General features: G+C 72.5%; 14 protein-coding genes. 10 read left to right on the top strand and 4 right to left on the bottom strand.

The annotated features are described in order from the left end of the window. Window positions 1-42 precede the first annotated feature (42 nt). From WME97_RS17285 to WME97_RS17270, 4 genes are all read left to right on the top strand, one after another. Complete coding sequence (locus tag WME97_RS17285; protein WP_437553014.1) at window positions 43-1,050, top strand: hypothetical protein; 1,008 nt, start codon at window positions 43-45, stop codon at window positions 1,048-1,050. Window positions 1,051-1,358: 308 nt separating this feature from the next. Next, window positions 1,359-5,420 (top strand): serine/threonine-protein kinase, encoded by a 4,062-nt coding sequence (locus tag WME97_RS17280; RefSeq protein ID WP_437553012.1) that lies wholly within the window; start codon window positions 1,359-1,361, stop codon window positions 5,418-5,420. A 33-nt stretch (window positions 5,421-5,453) separates the two neighbouring features. Then, window positions 5,454-6,191: an OmpH family outer membrane protein gene (locus WME97_RS17275; protein ID WP_437553010.1), complete on the top strand. Its 738-nt coding sequence runs from the start codon at window positions 5,454-5,456 to the stop codon at window positions 6,189-6,191. 121 nt (window positions 6,192-6,312) lie between these two features. Then, window positions 6,313-7,494, top strand: a complete 1,182-nt coding sequence (locus WME97_RS17270) for a hypothetical protein (RefSeq protein ID WP_437553008.1) — start codon at window positions 6,313-6,315, stop codon at window positions 7,492-7,494. A 30-nt stretch (window positions 7,495-7,524) separates the two neighbouring features. Here WME97_RS17270 and WME97_RS17265 read toward each other — a convergent pair whose 3' ends face one another. After that, window positions 7,525-8,619, bottom strand: coding sequence for a hypothetical protein (locus tag WME97_RS17265; protein ID WP_437553006.1), 1,095 nt, complete (start codon window positions 8,617-8,619; stop codon window positions 7,525-7,527). 68 nt (window positions 8,620-8,687) lie between these two features. After that, the gene (locus WME97_RS17260; protein ID WP_437553005.1) at window positions 8,688-10,799 is read right to left on the bottom strand and encodes a hypothetical protein; all 2,112 of its coding nucleotides are present in this window, start codon (window positions 10,797-10,799) and stop codon (window positions 8,688-8,690) included. A gap of 64 nt (window positions 10,800-10,863) precedes the next feature. Here WME97_RS17260 and WME97_RS17255 point away from each other — a divergent pair, with 64 nt between their 5' ends. The 3 genes from WME97_RS17255 (at window position 10,864) to WME97_RS17245 (ending at window position 15,025) form a co-directional block, all read left to right on the top strand. Next, window positions 10,864-11,316, top strand: coding sequence for a hypothetical protein (locus WME97_RS17255; protein WP_437553003.1), 453 nt, complete (start codon window positions 10,864-10,866; stop codon window positions 11,314-11,316). 67 nt (window positions 11,317-11,383) lie between these two features. Next, a complete protein-coding gene (locus WME97_RS17250; protein ID WP_437553002.1) occupies window positions 11,384-13,036 on the top strand; it encodes a hypothetical protein in 1,653 nt (550 codons plus the stop codon). 237 nt (window positions 13,037-13,273) lie between these two features. After that, entirely contained in the window at window positions 13,274-15,025 is a 1,752-nt protein-coding gene (locus WME97_RS17245) for a glycoside hydrolase family 43 protein (protein WP_437553000.1), read from the top strand. Window positions 15,026-15,072: 47 nt separating this feature from the next. Here the strand turns inward: WME97_RS17245 and WME97_RS17240 are convergent, their stop codons facing one another. Then, window positions 15,073-17,691 (bottom strand): hypothetical protein, encoded by a 2,619-nt coding sequence (locus WME97_RS17240; RefSeq protein ID WP_437552998.1) that lies wholly within the window; start codon window positions 17,689-17,691, stop codon window positions 15,073-15,075. A gap of 306 nt (window positions 17,692-17,997) precedes the next feature. On the opposite strand from WME97_RS17240, the gene WME97_RS17235 reads away from it, so the two are divergent. Then, window positions 17,998-18,198 carry a hypothetical protein gene (locus tag WME97_RS17235; RefSeq protein WP_437552997.1) on the top strand — a complete coding sequence of 67 codons (201 nt, stop codon included), beginning with the start codon at window positions 17,998-18,000 and terminating at the stop codon, window positions 18,196-18,198. 255 nt (window positions 18,199-18,453) lie between these two features. Here WME97_RS17235 and WME97_RS17230 read toward each other — a convergent pair whose 3' ends face one another. Beyond that, window positions 18,454-19,344 carry a tautomerase family protein gene (locus tag WME97_RS17230; RefSeq protein WP_437552995.1) on the bottom strand — a complete coding sequence of 297 codons (891 nt, stop codon included), beginning with the start codon at window positions 19,342-19,344 and terminating at the stop codon, window positions 18,454-18,456. 231 nt (window positions 19,345-19,575) lie between these two features. Between WME97_RS17230 and WME97_RS17225 the strand changes: the two genes are divergently transcribed. Further along, window positions 19,576-19,875 (top strand): hypothetical protein, encoded by a 300-nt coding sequence (locus WME97_RS17225; protein WP_437552993.1) that lies wholly within the window; start codon window positions 19,576-19,578, stop codon window positions 19,873-19,875. 237 nt (window positions 19,876-20,112) lie between these two features. After that, the gene (locus tag WME97_RS17220) at window positions 20,113-20,418 is read left to right on the top strand and encodes a hypothetical protein (RefSeq protein WP_437552991.1); all 306 of its coding nucleotides are present in this window, start codon (window positions 20,113-20,115) and stop codon (window positions 20,416-20,418) included. The last annotated feature ends 499 nt before the right edge of the window (window positions 20,419-20,917 follow it).

Raw genomic sequence — 20,917 nt, 5'->3', positions numbered from 1 at the left:
CGGCCACGGATGGCTCGTCCAGCGGAGCCGCTGACCGGGGATATGGCACGCTCCTTTCTCTGCATGATCGTCTTCGCCTCTCTGCTGCTCAGCGCGCCATCGCGCGCGGCGGAGCCGGCACGCCGCGCGCTGCGGCTGCGCTACAGCGAGGATGCGCAAGCGGCCTCGTGCCCCGGAGAGCGCGCGCTGCGCGAGCGGATCCGGCTGCGCGTCGGGTACGACCCTTTCCGCGAGGACGCGACCGAGGAGGTCGACGTCGCGATCAGGCCTCACGGCGCCCACGTCGTCGCGACGACGACCTACCGGAACGCCGACGGGCGGGTCTCCGGCCGAGGCTTCGACCTCTCGCACGGAGACGGCGCCTGCGAGCAGCTCACCCATACCGTCGCGGTCGCGATCTCCTTCACGCTGACGCCGTTCGCGGGCGACAAGCGAGCGCCCGACGCGCCGCCTCGCCCGGAGATCGCGCCGGCGCGCCCGGAGCCCGCGAGCAGGCCCGACGAGCCGTGGAGCTCGGCGCGGGTCGGCATGGGCGCGATAGCGGGGCTCGGGGTGCCCGAGGGGCTGTTCGGCGGCGCCTCCTTTCTCGTCAGGGTTCGCTGGTCACAGAGCCTCTCCTTCTCGCTGGAGAGCCGGGGCACGTTCGTCGTCTCGAAGCCGAGCGCGCTCGGACGCGGCGAGGTGTCGAGTCCGTACGCCCCGAGCCCCGGCGGGGGCACGAAGGCGCGATCGCCGTACTCGCGCACGCACACGAGCGGCGCCTTCGCTCCGTGCCTCCACACGGTCGACCTGCTCGTCACATGCGCTCTCGTCGAGGTGGGCGTCGCGCAGGTCGGCGATCGGGCCACCCCCGCCGCCGACGTGTCCCTGCTGTTCATGGCGCTCGGGCTCCGCGGCGGGATCGAGCTCGCGCTCAACGACACGCTCTCGTTCTATACCCACGCCGAGGTCCTCGCCGCGCTCGGGCTCGTCGACCACCCGCTCGCCGGCGCGCTGAGACATCTGCGTCCGAGCGCTTCCCTCGGCGCCGGGCTACTCGCAGGGTTCTGAGCGCACGGAGGGCCCCGCGCGGGCAGGATGACGGTGCGGACGGCGCGGCGGCGCGGATGCTGGCTGGAATTTTCGAGCGCCGTGCCCCGATCGCGCCGCTCGTGGCGGCGCTACGCTGCGGAGCAGCACGATGACGGCGCGCGATTCGGGCTTCGGCCCAGGTCGCCCGCCGGCGCTGCGCGCTGCGCAAAACGCCTTCTCGCTGGCATGAAGACGCGAGGTTCGCGTAGCCTATCCGGACGGTGCTCCCGGAGTTCACCGACCCGACCGACCGCTTCATGATCGAAGCCCGCAGCCGAAGCGGCGGCATGGGTGATATTTTCAAGGGCACGGATCAGACCACCGGCGCCCCGGTCGCGCTCAAGGTCCTGCGCGCCGCCGCGTCGCACCAGGAGCGCGCCCGCTTCGCGCGCGAGATCTCGATCCTCGCCGATCTGCGGCACCCCAACATCGTCCAGTACGTCGCGCACGGCACCTGGCTCGACGGGCGCCTCTTCTTCGCGATGGAGTGGCTGGACGGCGAGGATCTCGGGCAGCGCCAGCGGCGCGCGCCGCTCGGCCTGCGCGACTCGGTGGAGGTCGTCCGGCGCAGCGCCGCCGCGATGGCCGCCATCCACGCCCGCGGCGTCGTCCACCGCGACCTCAAGCTCTCCAACATCTTCCTCGTCCGCGGCAAGGGCACCGCGATCAAGCTGATCGACTTCGGCGTCGTGAAGCTCGCGGTCCCGGACGACTGCCCCACCGAGCGCGGCACGATCATCGGCACCCCGCATTTCATGGCGCCCGAGCAGGCGCGCGGCGAGGCGGTCGACGCGCGGGCCGACGTGTACTCGCTGGGTGCCGTCCTGTTCCGCCTGGTCACGGGCAGGAACGTGTTCGAGACCGAGAACGCGATCGCCCTGCTCAGCCGCCTCGTGGTCGAGGACCCCCCGCGCTCGCAGCAGATCCGCTTCGACGTGCCCGAGGCCCTCGACGAGGTGCTCGCGCGCGCCATCGCCCGCGATCGCGAGCAGCGGTACGAGAACGGCGGCGAGCTGGCGCGCGCGCTCGCGCGGGTCGGGGAGCTGAGCAACGATCCCCCCGCGACCGACAGGTCCGCCTCGATCGTCCGGCGCGCGGCCGCGCAGGAGATGATGCCGAGGCCCGCCGGGCCGGGCGACGAGCGGCCGCAGGTGCGGCTCGCCAACAGCGAGCGGCGCGTGGTCGCCTGCGCGCTCTTCGAGCTGGGCGCCGGCCCGCTCCGCCCCGCGGTGGACGCCGCGCTCCGCGAGGCCCTCGGCGACGACCCGCGGTTCGAGCCGCTCCCCGACGGGAGGCTCGCCGCGGCGCTCGGGGTGGAGCGCTCGCGGGGCGACGAGGCGGCGCGCGCCGCGCGGGCGGCGCTGACCGTGGCCCGATCGACGCCGGGCGCGCGGGCCTCGGTCGCGGTCGGGCACGCCGTCCGCGGCAGGGCGAGCCTCGCCGGCGAGGCGCTCGATCGCGCCGCGCAGCAGCTGGAGTACGCGGCGCCCGGCGCGGTCCGGATCGACGCCCACGCGACAGCGGCGCTGGAGGGGCGGTTCGTGGTCCAGGAGGACGCGCGCGGCGGCGTGCTCGTCCACGAGGACGCCGCCGGCTTCGACGCGCGCAAGCTCGCCGGGCTCCCCACGGCCACCCTCGGGCGCGAGCACGAGCTCGCCAGGCTCCAGGGCATCTTCAAAGAGATCGCCGAGGGCGGCGCGCCACGCGCGGCGCTCGTGACCGGCCCCGCCGGCATCGGCAAGAGCCGCGTCCGCGCCGAGCTGATCCAGCACCTCGAGACGGCGCCGCACGCGCCGATCATCCTGCTCTGCCGCGGCGACGCGATGAGCCAGGGCGCGGGCCTCACGGGGCTGGGCCGCGCCCTGCGCGCGCTCATGGGCATCCGCGAGTGCGAGCGCCTCGAGGAGCAGGTGCAGAAGGTGAGCGCCCACGTGGCGATGCGCCTGGCCCGCCCGCTCCGCTTCCTCGCCGGCTTCATCGGGGAGCTCGCCGGCGTGCCCTTCCCCGACGAGGGCAACGAGCCGCTGCGCGCGGCCCGCGAGAGCCCGCAGCTCATGGAATCGCGCACGCGGATGGCGGTGGAGGCGTTCTTCCGCTCGAAGTCCGAGACCACGCCGCAGATCCTGGTCATCGAGGACATGCACTGGGCCGACAGCACCACGGTCGAGCTCGTCGACTGGCTGCTCGGCTGCGCCGATCTCCGCTTCGGGGTCTTCGCCTTCGCGCGGCCCGAGCTCTCCGCCCGCTTCCCGTCGCTTTGGGAGCACCGCGACGTGACCCGCGTGACGCTCCCGCCGCTGGCCCCGGAGGCCGCGGATCGGCTCGTGGCGAGCGCCCTCCCGCAGGCCGACCCGGCCACGCGCGGCGCCATCGTCCAGCGCGCCGGCGGCTACGGCCTCTTCCTGGAGGAGCTCATCCGGTCGGCCGCGGAGGGGCGCGACGGCGTGCCGCTCAGCGTGCAGGCCCTTGTGCAGGCCCGCGTCGATCGCATGTCGAGCGGGGTGCGCGGGGCGCTGCGCGCCGCGTCCGTCTTCGGCCAGGTCTTCTGGACGGCGGGCGTCGCGGCGCTGCTCGAGCGCGCCGTGGGCGCGGAGCTCGCCGAGCTGGAGGCGGGCGAGATGATCGCGCGCCAGCTGGAGCCGCGGGTCCCGGGGCAGGTGCAGTGGACGTTCCGGCAGGCGATCGTGCGCGACGCGGCGTACGCGTCGATCCTCGAGGAGGACCGCGCCGCGCTCCACCTCGCCGCGGCCGCCTGGCTCGAGTCCGCGGGCGTCGATCCGGGGCTGATCGCGCGCCACGCCGAGGCGGGCGGCGACAAGGCGCGGGCGGCGCTGCTCTACGCGCGCGCGACGCGGGACCCGGCGGCGAGCAGCGCGGAGCTCGACGAGGCGCTCGAGCTCGCGACGCGCGGGCTCGCCTGCGGGGCCGAGGGGACCACGCGCGCCGCGCTCCTGGTCCGCCGGGCGGAGATCCTCGAGCTGCTCGGCCGCCTCGGCGAGGCGCTCGACGCCGCGGAGCAGGCGTCGCGCCTCGCGCTGCCCGGCTCGGATCTGTGGGGCGAGGCGCAGGTCGTCGCGGTGACCTGCATGATCGAGGCGGGCCAGGGCGCCGAGGGCGACGCGCGCGCCGCGTCCGCGCTCTCTCCGCAGTTCGCGGCGGCGCTCTCGCCGTCGATCCGCGCGAAGCTCCTCGCGTCGCGCGTCCGCGCCCTGGCGGCGCTGGGCCGGCCCGCCGAGGCGCTCCGCGCCGCGCACGCGGCGATGGAGGCCGCGCGCGGGAGCGGCTCGACCGACGCGCTCCTCCACGCCAGGGAGGCCCACCTGGCCGCGCTGATGCACGCCGGCGATCTGGCCGCCGCGGCCTCTCTGGGCGCGTCGCTCGTCGCGGACGCCGACGCGGCCGGCGACGCCGTCATCGCGGCAAGGGCCCGCCTGAACACCGGCTCGGCGCTGAACCAGCTCGGCCTGTTCGAGGAGGCGCAGGCGCTGCTCGAGCGCGCGCTGCTCGACGCGCGGAGCCGGAAGCTCCGGGCGATCGAGGGGTTCGCGCTCCACAACCTCGGGATGTCGTACGCGCGGCTCGGCGACATCGAGGAGGGCGTCGCGCTCGAGCGCCAGGCGAGCGCGATCGCCGACGCGTGCCAGATCTCCCGCCTCAGGTTCGCCGGCCGGCTGTACGAGGCGCTCTTCCTCGTCTGGCGCGGCGCCCCCGGCGACCACGCGACCGCCCACGCCGTCGCGCGCTGGCTCTGCGAGGAGGCGGCGCACCACGCGGCCGCGCTGCAGGCGATGGCGAGCTTCGCGATGGCGCGCGTCCAGCTGGCGCGCCGCGAGCTCAGGGCCGCGGTCGACGCGGCGCGCGAGGCCTCGCGCCACCTCGCCGGTGGGCCCATCGAGGAGTGGAGCGACGCGATCCGCGTCACGCTCGTCGAGGCCCTCCTCGCGATCGGGGACGAGCGCGAGGCGAACGCCGCGCTCGACGCCGCGTTCTCCGCCCTGGCCGCGCGCGTCGAGGCCCTGCGGGATCCCCGCCAGCGCGACGCGTTCCTCCGGGGGAACGACGACGTCGGGCGTCTGATCGCCCTCGCTCGAGAGCGCCTCGGCCGGTCGCTGCCCTCGACGCAGCGGCCGCCGCACGCGGCGGACCCGTCCGCCCAGCGGGCCGCCGGGGCGCCGTCGCGGAGCAAGGTCGCGAAGACCGCCGGCGCCCTGGGACGGAAGGAGCGCGCCGAGGCGCCGAGCAACAACGATCCCTCAGCGCACCGGAGCGCGAGCCCTGCGCAAAACAAGGACGCGCACCCGGAGGGCGCGGCGGCGGCAGCGCACGAGAAGGGCGCGCCACGTTCTTGACGTTGGGTGGCCGGGTAGCTAAGGCCATCCGCGATGCGAAACAACGCTCCTGAGCGGCTCGTCGCGCGCTGTTCCACGTTCTCCACCCCTGCGCGTCCGGCCGGCGCGAGCCAGGGTGCTGCGCTGGCAGCCCGCCCGACCTCGGGCCGGTGGCTCACGGCGCGCGTCCTGCCGCTGCTCGCGGCCGCGGCGCTCGGCAGCGCGGCGCTGCTGTCGCCCGCGCCCGCGGCCGCGCAGTCGAAGATCGCCGTCGTCGACGTGCGCCGCGCCATGCTGGAGACCGAGGAAGGGCTCCGCGTCCAGGCGACGCTCAAGAAGCTGTTCGACAGCCGCCAGGTGGAGCTCGACACGAAGCGCCGCGCGCTCGACGACGAGCGGGACAAGCTCGACAAGGAGGCCCAGGCGGGCAAGACGCCGAAGGACGTCCTCCAGCGCAGGTTCGAGACCTGGCAGCGGCAGGCCGCCGAGTTCCAGGCGACGACGCTCGACGCCCAGCGCGAGATGCAGCGCAAGGAGAGCGAGCTCACGACGCCGATGCTGCAGAAGGTGCTCGGCCTCCTCCGGCGCCTCGCGGCGCAGGAGGGTTACGACCTCATCCTCGACAAGTCGGCCGTGCCCTACTACCGCGCCGATCTCGAGCTCACCGATCGCGCGATCCAGATGTACAACAGCGGGCAAGCCGGCGAGGCGCCGCCCGCGAAGGGCGCGCCGCCGGCCAAGGGCGCGCCGCCCGCCGCCCCGGCGAAGCCGGCCGCGCCCGCCAAGAAGTAGCCGCGCAGCGCACGTCGCTCGCGGGGCGCTCGTGGCTCACGCCGCGCGGCGCGATATCCTCTGGGCGGGGGCGCGCAGCGCGAACGGGCGCTGCGGGGCCACCTGGCACGGAGGTGGTTCGGTGGGCTCTTTTCTCGTCGGCCGGGGAGCGCGCCTCACGGCCTGCATCGGGCTCGGCGCCGCAGGCGCCCTGGCCGCTCCCGCCGCCTGCCTGTACCCCGAGTACAGCTTCGATGAGCCCGAGCCTTCCGGCGGCGCCGGGGCCATCAGCGGCTCCAGCGGGGACGGGGCGGAGGACTGCGCGAACGGCGCCGACGACGACGGCGACGGCCAGATCGACTGCGCGGATCCCGCGTGCGGCGACTTCGTGTGCACGGCGGCCGTGCCGGAAGGCTGGAGCGGCTACTTCGCGCTGTTCGACGGTGAGCCCGCGATGGACCCGGGCTGCCCACCCGAGTTCGCCGCGGGGCCGCCGTTCGTCGGAAACCGCGGCCTGTCCGCGCCGCCGGCGAGCTGCGCGTGCTCGTGCGGTCCCGCGGAGGGGCAAGAGTGCGACTCGGTGGACGGGATCACGATCACCGTCGCGGACGCGCCTTGCGGGTCGGAGCCGCACTGCCTCTTCCCGCTCGCGACGCCCGGCTGGGCGGCCCAGGTGTGCAGGGGCCCCGATGGAGTCTTCAGCGACAGGCTGACCTGCGGGCCGAGCAGCGACGCGGAGTGCTCGGCAACCACCGGCGCGCCGTGCGCCGTGTCGGTCAGCGTGAGCCCGCTCGCGGCCTCCGGCGGCGCGTGCGCGCCGAGCGCCGCGCAGGTGCAGAGGCCGGACCCGAGGTGGACGCGCCTCGGCCGCGCGTGCGCCGCGGCCGAGCCGCTCGGCCGCGGCTGCAACCTCGGCCAGGTCTGCGCGCCGAAGCCGGCCGCGCCGTTCGAGGGCGGCCTCTGCATCGCCAGGGACGGCGACGCCGCCTGCCCGCCGGGCCCCTACACGGAGCGGCGCGTCTTCTTCACCGACATCGAGGACAGCCGCGGCTGCGACGACGACTGCGCGTGCGGCGCGCCGTCGGGCGGGACGTGCCCGGCGACCGTCGCCCTCTACTCCGACGCGCAGCTGCACACCTGCTCGATGCAGGTGACGGAGCTGCCCGCGGGAAGCTGTGTGGACCTCGAGGACAACCCTTCCGTCGTGGGCCGCAAGGTGACGTCGCTCGGCGTGCCCACCGGCGGCGCGTGCCGGCCGAGCGGCGGCACGCCCAGCGGCGAGGTCCGCGGCGCGAGCCCGCGGACGTTCTGCTGCCGCACCTGATGCGCCCGCCGGCCCGGAGGGCGCCCGGCCTCAGAAGCTGCCGGCGACGCTGAGGCCCGCGAGGTCGGCGCCAGGCGCCTGCGGCAGGACCTCCGCGCGGCGGACGCCCGTGCGGGCGCGCCGCCCGGCCGCGGCAGCGGCTGCGCGGGCGCTCGCGTCCGGCTCGGCCGCGGCCGCGCTGCCGCTCATCACGAGCAGCGTGATCCCCGCGGCGACGCCGACGACACCGAGCCCGATCGCCGCCTCGGCGACGCCCGTGTAGAGCCGGCCTCGATCGGCGACGGGCCTGGCGGAAGGAGGGCAGCTCCTGTCGCCGCCGCACAGCGCGTCGAGATCGCTCAGCGTGCCGGCGCGGAGGCCGAGGAAGACCCCACCCACGGCGCCGCTCGCGAGCCCCGCGCCGAGCACGGCGAGGCCCGGCACCTTCGACGGACGCGCCGCCGGCAGGCGCGCCAGCGCGGCCCTCGGCGGCACGTCCACGGGCGCGCCTCCCGGCGACGCGCTCGCCGGCCGCGGCGCCGCCGGCGGCTCGGCGATCGCGATCTCCATGGTCTTCGCGTCCCGCTCCGCGAGCGTGACGGTCTCCCGCGCCGCCTCGCGATCGCCGACCCAGGCCGAGACCACGTGAGGCCCTGGATCGACCGGGATGTCGGCGCTGATCTCCGAGGCGCCGAGCGCGGCGCCGTCGAGCAGGATCGTGGCGGTGAGCGCCCCCGCGCCCCGGCGGATCGCGAGCCTCGGGATGCGCGCCTCGAGGTCCTCGATCCGCGCGCCGACGTTCGCGCTGACGTCGTTCGCCCGGGGGTCCCCGTCGGCCGCGGCCGCGGCGATGCGGTAGTTGCCGAGCGCCGAGACGAGCTTGCCGAGCCGCGCCTCGCACTCCGCGATGTTGAACAGCACCTGCGGCGTCCGCCGCACGCTCGCGACCGCGTGGAACTTCGCGAGCGCCGCGGCGCAGTGGTTCGCCGCGCTCAGCGCGACCCCCTCCTGGAAGAGCGCCCGCGCCTCCGCGAGCTCCTCCTTGGACTGGGCCCGCGCCGAGGGCGGCGCGATCAGCGCGGCGCCGAGCGCCGAGGCCGCGATGACCCGCCGCCAGCTGCTCGTCCGAAGTCCGCGTCGCTCCATGCATCCCCCCTGCCGGGCACCGCGCCCCTCTTCGCGCTCGGCTCGGCGCGCCGAAGTCCGCGCGCCGTTTACCCTACGCGCCGGCGGGGCCGCGTCCAGCGGCCCGGGGCGCCGGAGGCGCGCGCCGCGATCGGCCGCCAGGCCTGGATCGCCTCCTCCTGCGCCACCACGAAGTCGTGCGGATCGAAGCGCACGAAGTGCCCCGTGCGGAGGATCAGCTCGCGCTGGAGCAGCCGGCGCTCGCCCGGGGTGACCCGCCCCGTATCCAGCTCGTCGAGCACGACGTCGGGTGTGTAAGGGCGCCCGCGGCGGTAGCGCGCGCTCATGTCCCAGCCCTGGCAGCGCTCGCGCCAGAAGGCCCGCCAGCGCGCGGCGTCCACCGTGGGCTGCTCCGCCATCTCCGGCGCCGGCGCCTCGGGCAGGTCGTTGGGATCGCTGACCAGCTGCGCGAGCTTGAGCTCGCGAGGCTCGCCCACGTCGGGCTCGGGCGGATCGGCGACGAAGATCTCCTCGTCCTCCACCGCGACCTCCTCCCACATCCCTGCGCCGGTGATCCGCTCCAGCGCGTAGGCCGCGGCGAGCTTCACTTCCCCGTCCACGTCGCGCTCGAGCAGGTCGATGAGCAGCGGCACCGCGGCGGCCGCGCCGGCCCACCCCACGGCGAAGATCAGGCCGCGGCGCGGCGCCTCGGCGGTGCGCGAGGCGAGCAGCCGCGCGTCGGCGTCGTCGCCCGCGAGCGCGAGCAGGAGCGCCGCGGCGTCCGCGCCGTCGGCCTCGTCCAGCGCGCCGCGCAGCGCGAGCGGGGCGTGCGGGTGATCCGAGAGCGCCATGGCCGTCCAGGCGGCCTCGCGCAGCGCCGGGTCCGGCGCCGCGGTCGACGCGAGCGCCCGCTGGATCAGCTCGGGCAAGCGGGGGCCCGGCGTGCAACCGAGGTGGTGGAGCGCGCACGCCGCCACGGGGGCCTCGTCGTCCGACGCCGCCGCGACGAGCTCGTCCTCGGTCGCGAAGCCGCGGTAGGCGAGGACGTCGATCGCCATCGCGCGGACCAGCGGCTCGCGCTCGCGGAGCAGGCTGCGGAGCGCGAGCGGCAGGAGCTCGTGCGGGACCAGCTTCAGGGCAGCGCCGAGCGCGTCGATGAACGCCCTGTCCTTGCCGCTCCGGAGCAGCGCGAGCTCGGCCGCGGCGAGCGCGTCGCGGCCGGCGAAGCAGCCGAGCACCATCGCGCTCGCGAACGCGACGCTCGCGTCCTTCACGGGCGCGTCGGCCACGAGCCGCGGCACGTGCTCGAGCGCCGGCGCCCCGATCGCGGCGATCACGTCGATGGCCGCGAGCATGCGCCGCTCGAGGATCAGCGCCCCGCGGAACGGATCACCGAGCAGCGGCGCCCGCTGCATGCCGACCATCGCGACCTCCTCGAAGCACTCGCGGGCGCGGGCGCGGAGGAAGGCGAGATCGTCGAGCGCGTCACCGATCTCGGGCGCGAAGCCCGGCGGCACGGGGCGCGCAGCTCCCTCGTCCGGCCGCGCCGCGGGCGGCCGCACCTCCGCCGCCGCGGGGAGCGCGCCGGGCGCGGGCGCCTGCTGCTTCAGCGCCTCGACGGCGGCCTTGAGCTCCTCGAACGTCCGCGGCGGCGGGATCGGCGGCGGGGGCTTCGCGACGAGCTCGGCCGGGGGCGGCTCCGGGACCTTGAGGAGCGGCGCGAGCGACGCCCGCTGGACCGCGTGCAGCCGCGGCCGGTCGCGGCTCGCCAGGATCGGCGGCAGGTCGAGCGGCGGCGCCGGCGGCACGAGGGCGAGCCGCGCCGCCGCTTGCTCGAGCCAGCCGCGCGCGCTCCGGAGCAGCTCGTCCACCGCGGCGAAACCCGCGTCGAGCCCGATCGCCTGCTCGATCCGAGCGGCGACGTTGTCGGTTTCTGCCAGGGCGGCACGCACGGCGCCGAGGGGTTCGGCGCGGCCGTCGAAGGCGTCGTAGATCGCGCCGAGGGCCCGCTCCAGGGCGCGCGCCGGCCCGGTCAGGTCGGTCACCGGTTCGACGTCGTGCTCGAGCGACAGCGCTGCGCGGCGGAGCGCGGCGTGCGCGTTCTCGAGCTTGTCGTGGGCGAGCACGTCCGTGCCGGCGGGCGCGGAGGGCTGCCCCTCCTGACCGCCGGGCGCGACGAAGGGCAGGTATGAGAAGGACACGCGCCATGAATACACCTGCGCGAAGGAGGCCCCAAGACGCGCGCTGAGGTAGCCTGCCCGGACGATGAAGGATCCTCCGCAGAGCGCGCAGAACGTCGACGACGTCGAGGCGTACGCGACGCTGGCCGCCCAGCTCGCGGACCCGAGCGCCGACCGCGCGGCGCTCCTCGCGGCGCACGGGCTCGACGAGGCCGGCTGGGAGGCGCTCGACGACGCGTGGCAGGCGCGGCTCTCCGAGGCGGACGACGACGACGGCGAGGAGGTGGGCGTGCCGCCGCTCGTCGTCGCCTACGCCGAGACGTTCGCGAGGGTGCAGCGCGCCCGAGCGAAGAGCGAGCTGTCGTTCGAGCGCTTCCTCGAGGCCGCGCGCGGGTTGAAGCGGGGCACCGACATGGCGACGGTGCTGAGCCGCCTGGACCTGACGCTCGAGGACTACCTGAGCGCGCAGCAGCGATGGACCGCGGCGATGCTCGAGGACGAGGCGCTCATGGCGCGGTTTCAGCGGGCGATGAGGTAACCGGGACGGCCGCGGGGCGACATCGGCCGGGCCGCCGCAGCGCGCCGCCCGACGGCGACGAGGGGGTATGTTCGTGGACATGGTGGAGCGGGACGAGGAGGTCCGATCGATCCGGCTCGAGGAGCTCGCCGCCGTGGCCGGGGCCCTCGAGGCGGGCCTGCCGCGCGACGAGGTGCTCGCGGACGCGGGGCTCTCGGCCGCGGCGTGGGAGGCGGAGCGGGAGCGGTGGATGTCCAGGCTCGCCGCGCAGGCCGCGCGCGGGCAGCTGCGATCGAGCCGCCGGTACCTGGAGCTCGTCGCCGCGCAGAAGCGCCGCGCCGAGGAGAAGGCGCGGGGCGCGCGCAGGAAGCTGGAAGGGCCGATGCCGGTCGCGCCCGCAGCGCGCATCGCCCCGCTCCAGGGGGCGCCTCGGGATGGGACGACGCCGCCGCCTGCCGCAGGCGTGAGCGACGAGGGGGCTGCGCGATCTCCCTGGGCCAGGCTGAGCGCCGCCCCGCCGCCGCCCGGGGTCGTGCAGCCTTCGCCGTTGCCGCCGGCCATGCCGTCGCCGTTGCCGCCGGCCGTGCCGTCGCTGCTCTCGGCGGTGCCGTCGCCACTGCCCATGCCGAGCCTGGAGCGGCCGTCCACGGCACCGCGAGCCCGCATGACGCTCCTCGGCACGACGTCTCTCCCGAGCCGGGATGCGCTGCCGTTCCGTCAAGACGTGTCGGGCGCGCCCGCGGTCGAGGGTACAGCGACGTCACCGGCAGACAGCCCGGAGATGGAGGCGACGACCATCGGCACGGTCGGCGCGCTGGCGGCCGACAGAGCCTTGCCCTTCTCCGGCACGGCCCCTGTGCCCCCGCTCGATGCCGCTCGGCCCTTCTCCGGCACGGCCCCTGTGCCCCCGCTCGATGCCGCTCTGCCGTTCTCCGGCACGGCCCCCGTGCCCCCGCTCGATGCCGCTCTGCCCTTCTCTCGCCCGGCCCCTGCGCCTCCGGCCGACAGAGCCTTGCCCTTCTCTCGCCCCGCCCCTGCGCCTCCGGCCGACAATGCCTTGCCCTTCTCTCGCCCGGCCCCTGCGCCTCCGGCCGACAGAGCCTTGCCCTTCTCTCGCCCGGCCTCCTCGCCGCCGGCCGCCAACCCCTTGCCTTTCTCTCAACCGGTCTCCTCGCCGCCAGCCACCGATCCCCTGCCCTTCTCACGGCCGGCCTCCTCGCCGCCCGCCGGCAACCCCCTACCCTTCTCGCGACCGGCCTCTTCGCCGCCGGCCGATAACGTCCTGCCGTTCTCGCGACCGACCCCCTCGCCGCCGGCAGACAACGCCCTGCCCTTCGCTCGTCCGGGCCAATCGCCCGCGCCACCGCGGCCTGCCAGGGGAGAGATCGCGCCGCAGCCGCCCCAGATCCCGACGGGGAGCTGGGCCCTGCCCTTCCTTCAGCCAAGCGCCGTCGAGCCGTCCGCGAGCCCCTCGCCCGCGGAGCCCACCGCGCAAGCGCACGCAGGCGCGGAGGACGACGAGATGATGCGGCGCGTGGAGCGGATCTCCCTCGCGCGGTACGCGAGCCTGTGCGCCGACATGCGCGACCATCCGAATCACATCCCGCAGATCCAGAGCCACTATGGGTTGACCCCACAGAGCTGGATCGCGCTCCACAGGAGTTGGCACGAGCGCCTCGAGTCCGATCCGGCGCTCAAGGCGCAGTGGCAGGCGCTCCTCGACCAGAGCGCGCGGAGCTGAGGACACCAGCGCTCGAGTCGGGCGCCGCTCAGCGCCGGCGTCGAGAGGTGCCGAGGCTCACCGCGCGCCGGATTTTGATTGACATCGGCCATGTGAACGTTCACATTTGACCCCCAGGGATATCCTTTCGCTTCGCCCTGGAAGCCTGCGCTCGGGACCTCGCCTGTACCAGTTCGAGGGCGAAGCGCCGCCCGAGCGGCCATGATCAAGGGCTCTGGACCAACAGGTAAGGTGAACATGCGTCGCTCACGTACATTGGCGAGAACGGCTTGTTGCGGGGTTGCGCTCGCCTCGGTCGGGCTCGTCGCGAGCCCCTCCGCGCTGGCCGATTACCCCATCGCCTCGCACCGCTACCTCGCCGACCCGGCCTCGCTGGTGCACGACGGGCGCGTCTATCTCTACGGCTCGAACGACGACGACAACGTCAAGGCGGACGGCTCGGACGACGGCTACAAGATGGCCTCGTTCGTGGCCATCTCGAGCAGCGACATGAAGAACTGGACCGACCACGGGGAAGTGATCCGCGTGCCCCGCGACGCCTCCTGGGCGGCCAACACGTGGGCCCCCTCGCTCATAGAGCGCAACGGCAACATCTACATGTACTTCGCCAACAACGGATCAGGTATCGGCGTCGCCAAGAGCGACAGCCCGACCGGACCGTTCAGAGACGCGAAGGGCAGCGCCCTGATCACCTCGAGCACCCCCGGCGCCTCGGGCCAGAACATCTGGCTCTTCGATCCGGGGGTCTTCATCGATGACGATGGCCAAGCGTACCTCTACTTCGGCGGCAACGGCGAGCAGAACGCGCGCGTCATCAAGCTGAACAACGACATGGTGAGCGTCTCGGGCTCGGCCTCCACGATCACGATCCCGTACTTCTTCGAGGCCTCGTGGATGCACAAGCGGAACGGAGTTTACTATCTGTCGTACTCGACGAACCCCGCGAACGGCATGCGGATCGACTACCTCACGAGCTCGAGCCCCACCTCCGGCTTCACCCACCGCGGCACGGTGGGGCCCCAGCCGCCGAAGAACAACAACAACAACAACCACGCGGGAATCTTCGAGTTCGGCGGCTCCTGGTACCACGCCTACCACAATCGCTCCGTCGCCAACGACGCCGGCGAGCCCCCGGGCTATCGCCGGAACCTCGGGATCGAGTCGTTCACCTACAAGGAGGACGGGTCGATCGTGCCAGTGACCTACACGACGGACGGGCTCAAGCAGGTCAAGAACCTCGACCCCTACGCGCGCGTCGAAGCCGAGACCTTCAACGCGCAGCGCGGCATCGAGACCGAGCCCTGCGAGGAGGGGGGGATGAACCTCTCCAACATCGAGGACGGAGACTGGGTGCGTCTCCGCGGGGTCGACTTCGGCGAAGGGGCGGAGAGCTTCAGCGCGCGCGTCGCGAGCGCCGGGCAGGGGGGCAGCATCGAGCTCCACCTGGAGACGCCCGACGGCACGCTCGTGGGAACCTGCGCGGTCGCGGCGACCGGGGACTGGCAGACGTGGGGCGACACGTCGTGTGCGGTCGACGGCGCCACCGGCGTTCACGACCTGTACCTGGTCTTCACCGGCGGCGATTCGTACCTCTTCAACGTGAACTCCTGGCAGTTCTCGCCCATCGGGGGCGCAGCCGCCGGCGGGGGTGGCGCGGGGGGAAGCACGAGCGGCGGTGGCGACGGCAGCGTCAGTGGCGTCGGGGGCGGCGTCGGCTCCGGCTCCAGCTCCAGCGCCGGCTCCGGAGGAGCGCCCTCGACGTCGACGGGTGCGGCCACGGGTGGAGGGTCCCCCAGCTCAACGTCAGCCGCCCAGGCGTCGTCGGGGGGCACCTCCGGCGGGGAGTCGGGCGATCCGGCTGGTTGTAGCTGTCGCGCGGCGAGCCGCGCGCCGTCCGGAGGTGCCCTCGCGCTGACAGCGCTGCTCGCGGCGTCCCTGGGGCTCCGGCAGCGCGGCCGGAAGGGGCGTCGTCCGGGAGTGACGAGCTGAACCGGTAACCCGGGCGGCGATGGCCACATCGCCGCGGACGCGCGCGATCAGTCCGGCCAAGGTCCGATTTCCGAGAACCACTCGTCGAGCTCCGCGAGCGTCCTGGCCCAGGCCACGAGGGCGGCCTCACCTCCCACACGCAGGAGCAGTGTGTCCAGGAGCGCGCCGTTCCTGTAACCCCGATCGTACGTGAAGAGAGGCGTGGCCTCGAAGATCGTGGGGCGCCACTTCTCGGGCGAGGCGCGCTCTCGCCACACGTCGCACAGGCTCTCTACCGACATCCAGGGGAACATGCTGCAAAGCGTGTCGTCCGACTCCTCGGAGCGCTCGCGGAGCGTCTCCTTCACCGTCTCGGCGACGGCCCCGGACAACCGCTCCCGCGCCTCCAGGGAGAGCGACGGGAACACGGCCCCCCACGCGGCCAGCCTGTTCGACGCTCGGACCGCGCCGCGCACGAGCTCCGCGAAGCGGGCCGCGTCCTCCTCGCGCTTCAGCGCCTTCCCTACCATCTCAAGCATCCCAGATGCTTCCTCGTCCTCCAGGTCCGGACGCACGAGGCGCTCCACGTCGGAGAATGAGCCCAGGGCGAGCGCGACCCTCAGTTCGGCCTGATGCCGGTCGTCGTCCCCTTCCAGCGCGGCGCAGAAGCTGGTCGCAAGGTCCTTATCCCCCAGCTCCACTGCACGACGGGAGAGGGCGTCGAAGACGTCGTCATCACAAGGTCCGACGTGTGGCAAGATGTCCTGGTGGATGTGGCGGAGCTCTTCCAGCGTGGCCAGCGCGGCCCAATTCTGGACGGCGCTGGTCCTGCCCCGATAAGCCTCCGGCGGCTCCGAGAAGAACATGCGTGACAGCTCGGCACGACGTTCTCCACAGACATGCGGAGCGTACTCGGAAGCGGCATGGACCCGTCTGGCACCCTCAACCCGTCTCACCGAAGCAACAAGGTTGCTTTGGACTTCATCAGCGAGCCAACCCGGGAGATTCCCACCGAGAAGCGGGCTGATATCTCCCAAGTATCCGCGGGAATCACCCTGCCAGCGTCGAACGAGGACCCGCGCCTCCTCGCTTCCCATTCGGCTCCACTCGCATTCGGGCACATGCGGGAGAAAACGACTTGCCATCACGGGGAACCGTTCGGCAGACGCGAGCCAGCCCATCGCGGTGTGTAGGATGCCGCCTGCATCCTCAGAGCTCACCCGAAGCCGCTCCGCCACTACATCCAACCGATCCTCCAACCTCGGCAAGGCAACTATCCCAACATCCACTTTATTAAGCAATACGATACGACGCTCGTCCGGACAGAGACGTGCAATCCTGGCTCTCCATACCAGCACCTCTTCCTGACGCAAGCCCGAGAGGCGTCGCTCGGCGAGGAGAAGCACCTCGTCTCGCGCTGGAGAGCTCAGGCGCTTCGCGATCCTTACAAGTGCACCGATGACGGGCGCCGCGATCATACGACGAGACTTCACCTCGTAGAGGATGCGGCTCTTGAGCTCTGCTCCACGCTCGACCGATGAATGGATCGAGCCAGTTTCCGCCAGCTCAGCGACGGCGCGCTCGGCTTCGCCCAGCAACGGCTCTAGCGACGCCACGGCAGTTGGCGACACCACAGGTCGGACAGACTTCCACAGACGTATCCGCTGCTCCGCGCTCAGCGGCTTGGCCAGCTCAACGCCTGCGCCCGCTCGAAAGATCCCCTCTCGGATGGCACCGGCGACCGTCTCCGGGAGCGCGTGCACGAGCGAAGTGACGAGCTGCTCGAAGATCGTTCGCAACCGCAGCGCCTGCACCATGCACCGGCCGCGCTCGGCCGCCGACACCGCCTCGAGGAACGCAGAATGGCTTCGCCGCCACGCAGCGACGACGAGCGCACGAAAACCAAACGCGCCACCGTCCAAGGACTCCCACGCCGCGCGCATCGGTTCGGCGATGACACGATCGATCTCTTCACCCGTCGCATCATGATGCACGAGGTGAATCGATCCATACCGGACGACGTATTCTGCTCGAGAAAGGGCGACATCGACCTCTCCGAAGAAACCATCGAGAGTCGCTCGAACGTAGGCATTCACGCACTCGTGCCCGCGAGAAAGCCCGTGGTCGATCGAGCGGCGGAGGACCTCTTCACCCCATGCTCTATCCAGGAACGCTACGCCGTCCTCGGTGCGGGAAAGCCATGGTCCGAGCCGCTCCAGCGTATCCTTCACTCGATCCTCCGACCGGCTGGAACCAGCGACCTTGGCAAGCTCTGCCTCCGGTATTGGCCCGCTTGCAGCACCCAGAATGGACGCCGTATCGAAATCTACGTCCTCGGGCAGTTCTGCGACTGGGCGCGCAGACAGGTCCTCAATCCAAACCTCTGACCACTCACTCCCTCGATGGAACAACCGCTCCCGCTCCGCAGCCGTTCGTCTCGCGCCATCGCCCTCGGCACCGCACACCGAAACCCACACACGAACATCAGTGGAGAACGTCGCAGACAATCCAAGCCGCGACCATACTGCCGGGTCGTCATTGTCACCAGCGCCATCGAGAATGATGAGCAGCGGTATCTCCGGGGTTTCGTCACTGTCGATGAGCGGCCGGATATCATCGGCCACGCGCGGCGCAAGCGCGCGCTCGAACGCTCCCGTCCGGGTCAACTGTCCGAGGCGCGCGTGCAACGCGGCAACCCATACCGAGGGGTCGGCCGTTCCATAACGGACCGAGATCGGTATGAACGCAACCCTGGAGAGCTCTCGCCGCGTGAGGTAGATAGCGATAGCGCCGAGCAGCGAGCTGATTGCAGCGCCCGCGGGTGCTCGAATGAGAGTCCGCTCACAAGGCCGCGAGTTTGCCCAGAGAGATTCAATCCTGGACCAAGAGCCCGGTTCGCCCGCCTCGAGATGAGTTTCGTCCACCTGGCGAGAATCCGGTCCGCTATGGACACTTGCAGCCACATCCGCAGATGCAAGGAGGGCTCGTGTGGCGTGCCAGACCGATCCTGGGGCGCGCTCCAGACCTTCCAGCAAAGAATGAATCGTGACATTGTCGCGGGAATCGCTCATTTCTCGGTCCTGGCGGTGGTGTCGCCTTCGGGTGGCACGAACTTTGGTTCCGGCGACCACGCCGGCGCGGATGAGGAGCAGACGATGCGCCTCGAGTCCGCTCCAGCGCTCAAGGCACAGTGACAGGCGCTCGTCGACCAGAACGCGCGGAGCTGAGGACATTTGCGCCCGTACAGTCCGGGCGAGGCAGCAGACAGCCTACTGAGAACCGGAGACGACCCCGGCGAGGCACTTGGCAACCACCAACGAACCGGCGATGATCGACAGCACACCTCCCAATCGATGACACAGTGCATGCTTGGGGGCACCCGATGCAAGGGCCGCCTCCTTGCAACACCACAAGACGAGCGCCGCCCCGCCACGGCCGCGCTCGATCACTCACTCCGACCCGGGCCCGATCTCCGAGAACCAGTCGTCGAGCTCGGCGAGCGTCCTGGCCCAGGCCACGAGCGCGGCTTCACCTCCCAGACGCAGGAGGAGCGTGTCCAGGCACGCGCCGTTGTCATAGCGTCGATCGTACGTGAAGAGAGGCGTGTTCTCGGCGACCGTGGGGCGCCACGCCTCGGGTGAGGCGCGCTCCCGCCACACGTCGCACAGGCTCTCTTCCGGCATCCAAGGAAACATGCTGCAGAGCGTGTCGTCCGACTCCTCGGGGGGCTCGCGGAGCACCTCCTTCACCGTGTCGGCGACGGCGGCCGACAACCTCTCCCTCGCTTCCGGGGAGAGCGACGGGAACACGGTCGCCCACGCGGACAGCCTGTTCGACGCTCGGGCAGCGCCACGCACGAGCTCCGCGAAACGCTCCGCGTGCCCCTCGCCCTTCAGCGCCTTCCCTACCATCTCGAGCATTCCAGACGCTTCCTCGTCGTCCAGGTCCGGGCGCACGAGGCGCTCCACGTCGGAAAACGGGCCCAGCGCGAGCGCGATCTCCAGCTCGGCCTGATGTCGGTCGTCGTCCCCTTCCATCGCGGCGCAAAAGCTGGTCGCGAGATCTCTGTCGCCGAGCGCCACTGCACGGCGGGAGAGCGCCGCGAGCGCGTCGTCAATCTGAGAGCCCATGCACGGCAACACCTTCTGGTGAATGGTGCGGAGCTCCTCCAGCGTCGCCGATTCCGCCCAGTTCTCGATGGCGCGGCCCTCGCCGCGAAAGGCCTCTGGCGGCTCCGAGAAGAACATGCGCGCCAGCTCTGCTCGGACATCCGCCGCGACGAAGGACACGAGCTCGGAGGCGACGTAGTTGCGGTCGGAGACGTCCGTCCGCGCTTTCACCTCCGCAAGGGGAGCATCCTGCACCTCGGCCGCGAGCCACGGAGGCAGCTGCCCGCAGCGGAGCGGCCCGAGCGAATCCGCGGATCCTCGCGATTCGCCTTGCCAGCGACGGACGAGCGCTCGGGCCTCCTCGGGAACGAGCCGGTTCCATTCACTCTCGGGAACATGAAAGAGAAAGCGCTGCGCTGTGAGCGGAAACCGTTCGGAGGACAGCAGCCATCCCATGGCTCGTTGAACGATCGCGCTCGCTCCCGCCGAGGTCCCCAGGAGCCGCTCCGTCAAGACTTCAAGGCGATCTCCGAGCTCCGGCAAGGCGGAGATCTGCGCGTCCACGTCTTCGAGTCGCTCGGCACGGCGCTCCTCGGGGTAGAGCGGCGCCAGCAGGGCAGCCCAGGACGCACGGCGCTCTGGACGGAGCCCGGCAAGGCGCCTGGCCGCCAGCAGCAGAACCTCCTCCCGCGCGGGGAAGTGCAGCCGCTCGGCCATACGCCGGAGCGCGCCGATCACGAGCGCCTTCACGACACGACGTGATTTCAGCCCGCCCAGTACGAAGCGTCTGCGGTCTAGCTGGTATGCCGACGGGGGCTCGGTCGCGCCGGCGGCCTCGAGCCCTCCGACGGCGCGGTCTGCTTCGTGCAGCAATGGCGTTGGCCATGCTACATCCGCCTCGGACACGGCGGGCCGGACCGCCCGCCACAGCCGCAGCCTGTCTTTCTCGTTCAGCGGCTTGGCGAGCTCGATGCCTGCGTCCGGCCGAAAGATCCCCTCGTGGATGGCACCCGCAACCACGTCCGGGAGCGCATGCACGAGCAAACTGATGATCTGCTCGAAGATCGTGCGCAACCGCAGCGCCTGCACCATGCACCGACCGCGCGCGGCTTCCGAGGTCGCCTCGCCGAACGCCGCGTGGCTTCGCCGCCACGCGGCGACGACGAGCGCACGAAAGCCGAACGAACCGCCATCCAGGGGTTCCCAGGCGGCGCGCATCGGCTCGGCGATCACGCGATCGAGCTCTCCCGCCGTGGCATCGTGCCGCACGAAGTGCATCGCCCCGTATCGAATGACGTACTCTGATCGAGCGCCAAGGGCAATGCTCCCTTCGGAGCAGCTATCGAGAGTCGCCTGAACATGTGCCGTCAAGAGCGCCCGGCCACGGGCGTCGCCCAGGCCGCTCAAGCGCAGAGCAAACTCTCTCCCGAGAGCTCGATGATGGAACGCGGCGCCATGCGTTGAGTGACAGATCCATGGGTCGAGCTTCCGCAACGTGGCAGACACCCGGGTCTCGGCCTGATCGCCTCCCACGATCTGGGCCAGCTCTGCCTCCGCTATCGGCCCGCTGGCAGCGCTCAAGACGCACACGGTATCTGCGTCGACGTCACCAGGCGACGCCGTGATGGAGCGCGCCGGCGGCGTCTCCAGGACGACATCAGACCAATCGTTCAACCAATGAAGGGCCTCACCCCATCGGGCGGCCGTGACACCGGGGTCGTTGTCCGCAGACACCCACACCCGGACGTTCCCGGGCAGCCCCGCTGACCATCCGATGCGCGACCATACCGCCGGATCATCGTTC

The organism is Sorangium sp. So ce367 (genome assembly GCF_051520455.1).
In the GTDB taxonomy this organism is placed as follows: Bacteria; Myxococcota_A; Polyangia; order Polyangiales; family Polyangiaceae; genus Sorangium; species Sorangium cellulosum_B.
The sequence above is the reverse complement of the archived record's forward strand: the minus strand, read 5'-3'. Positions and strand labels throughout refer to the sequence as shown.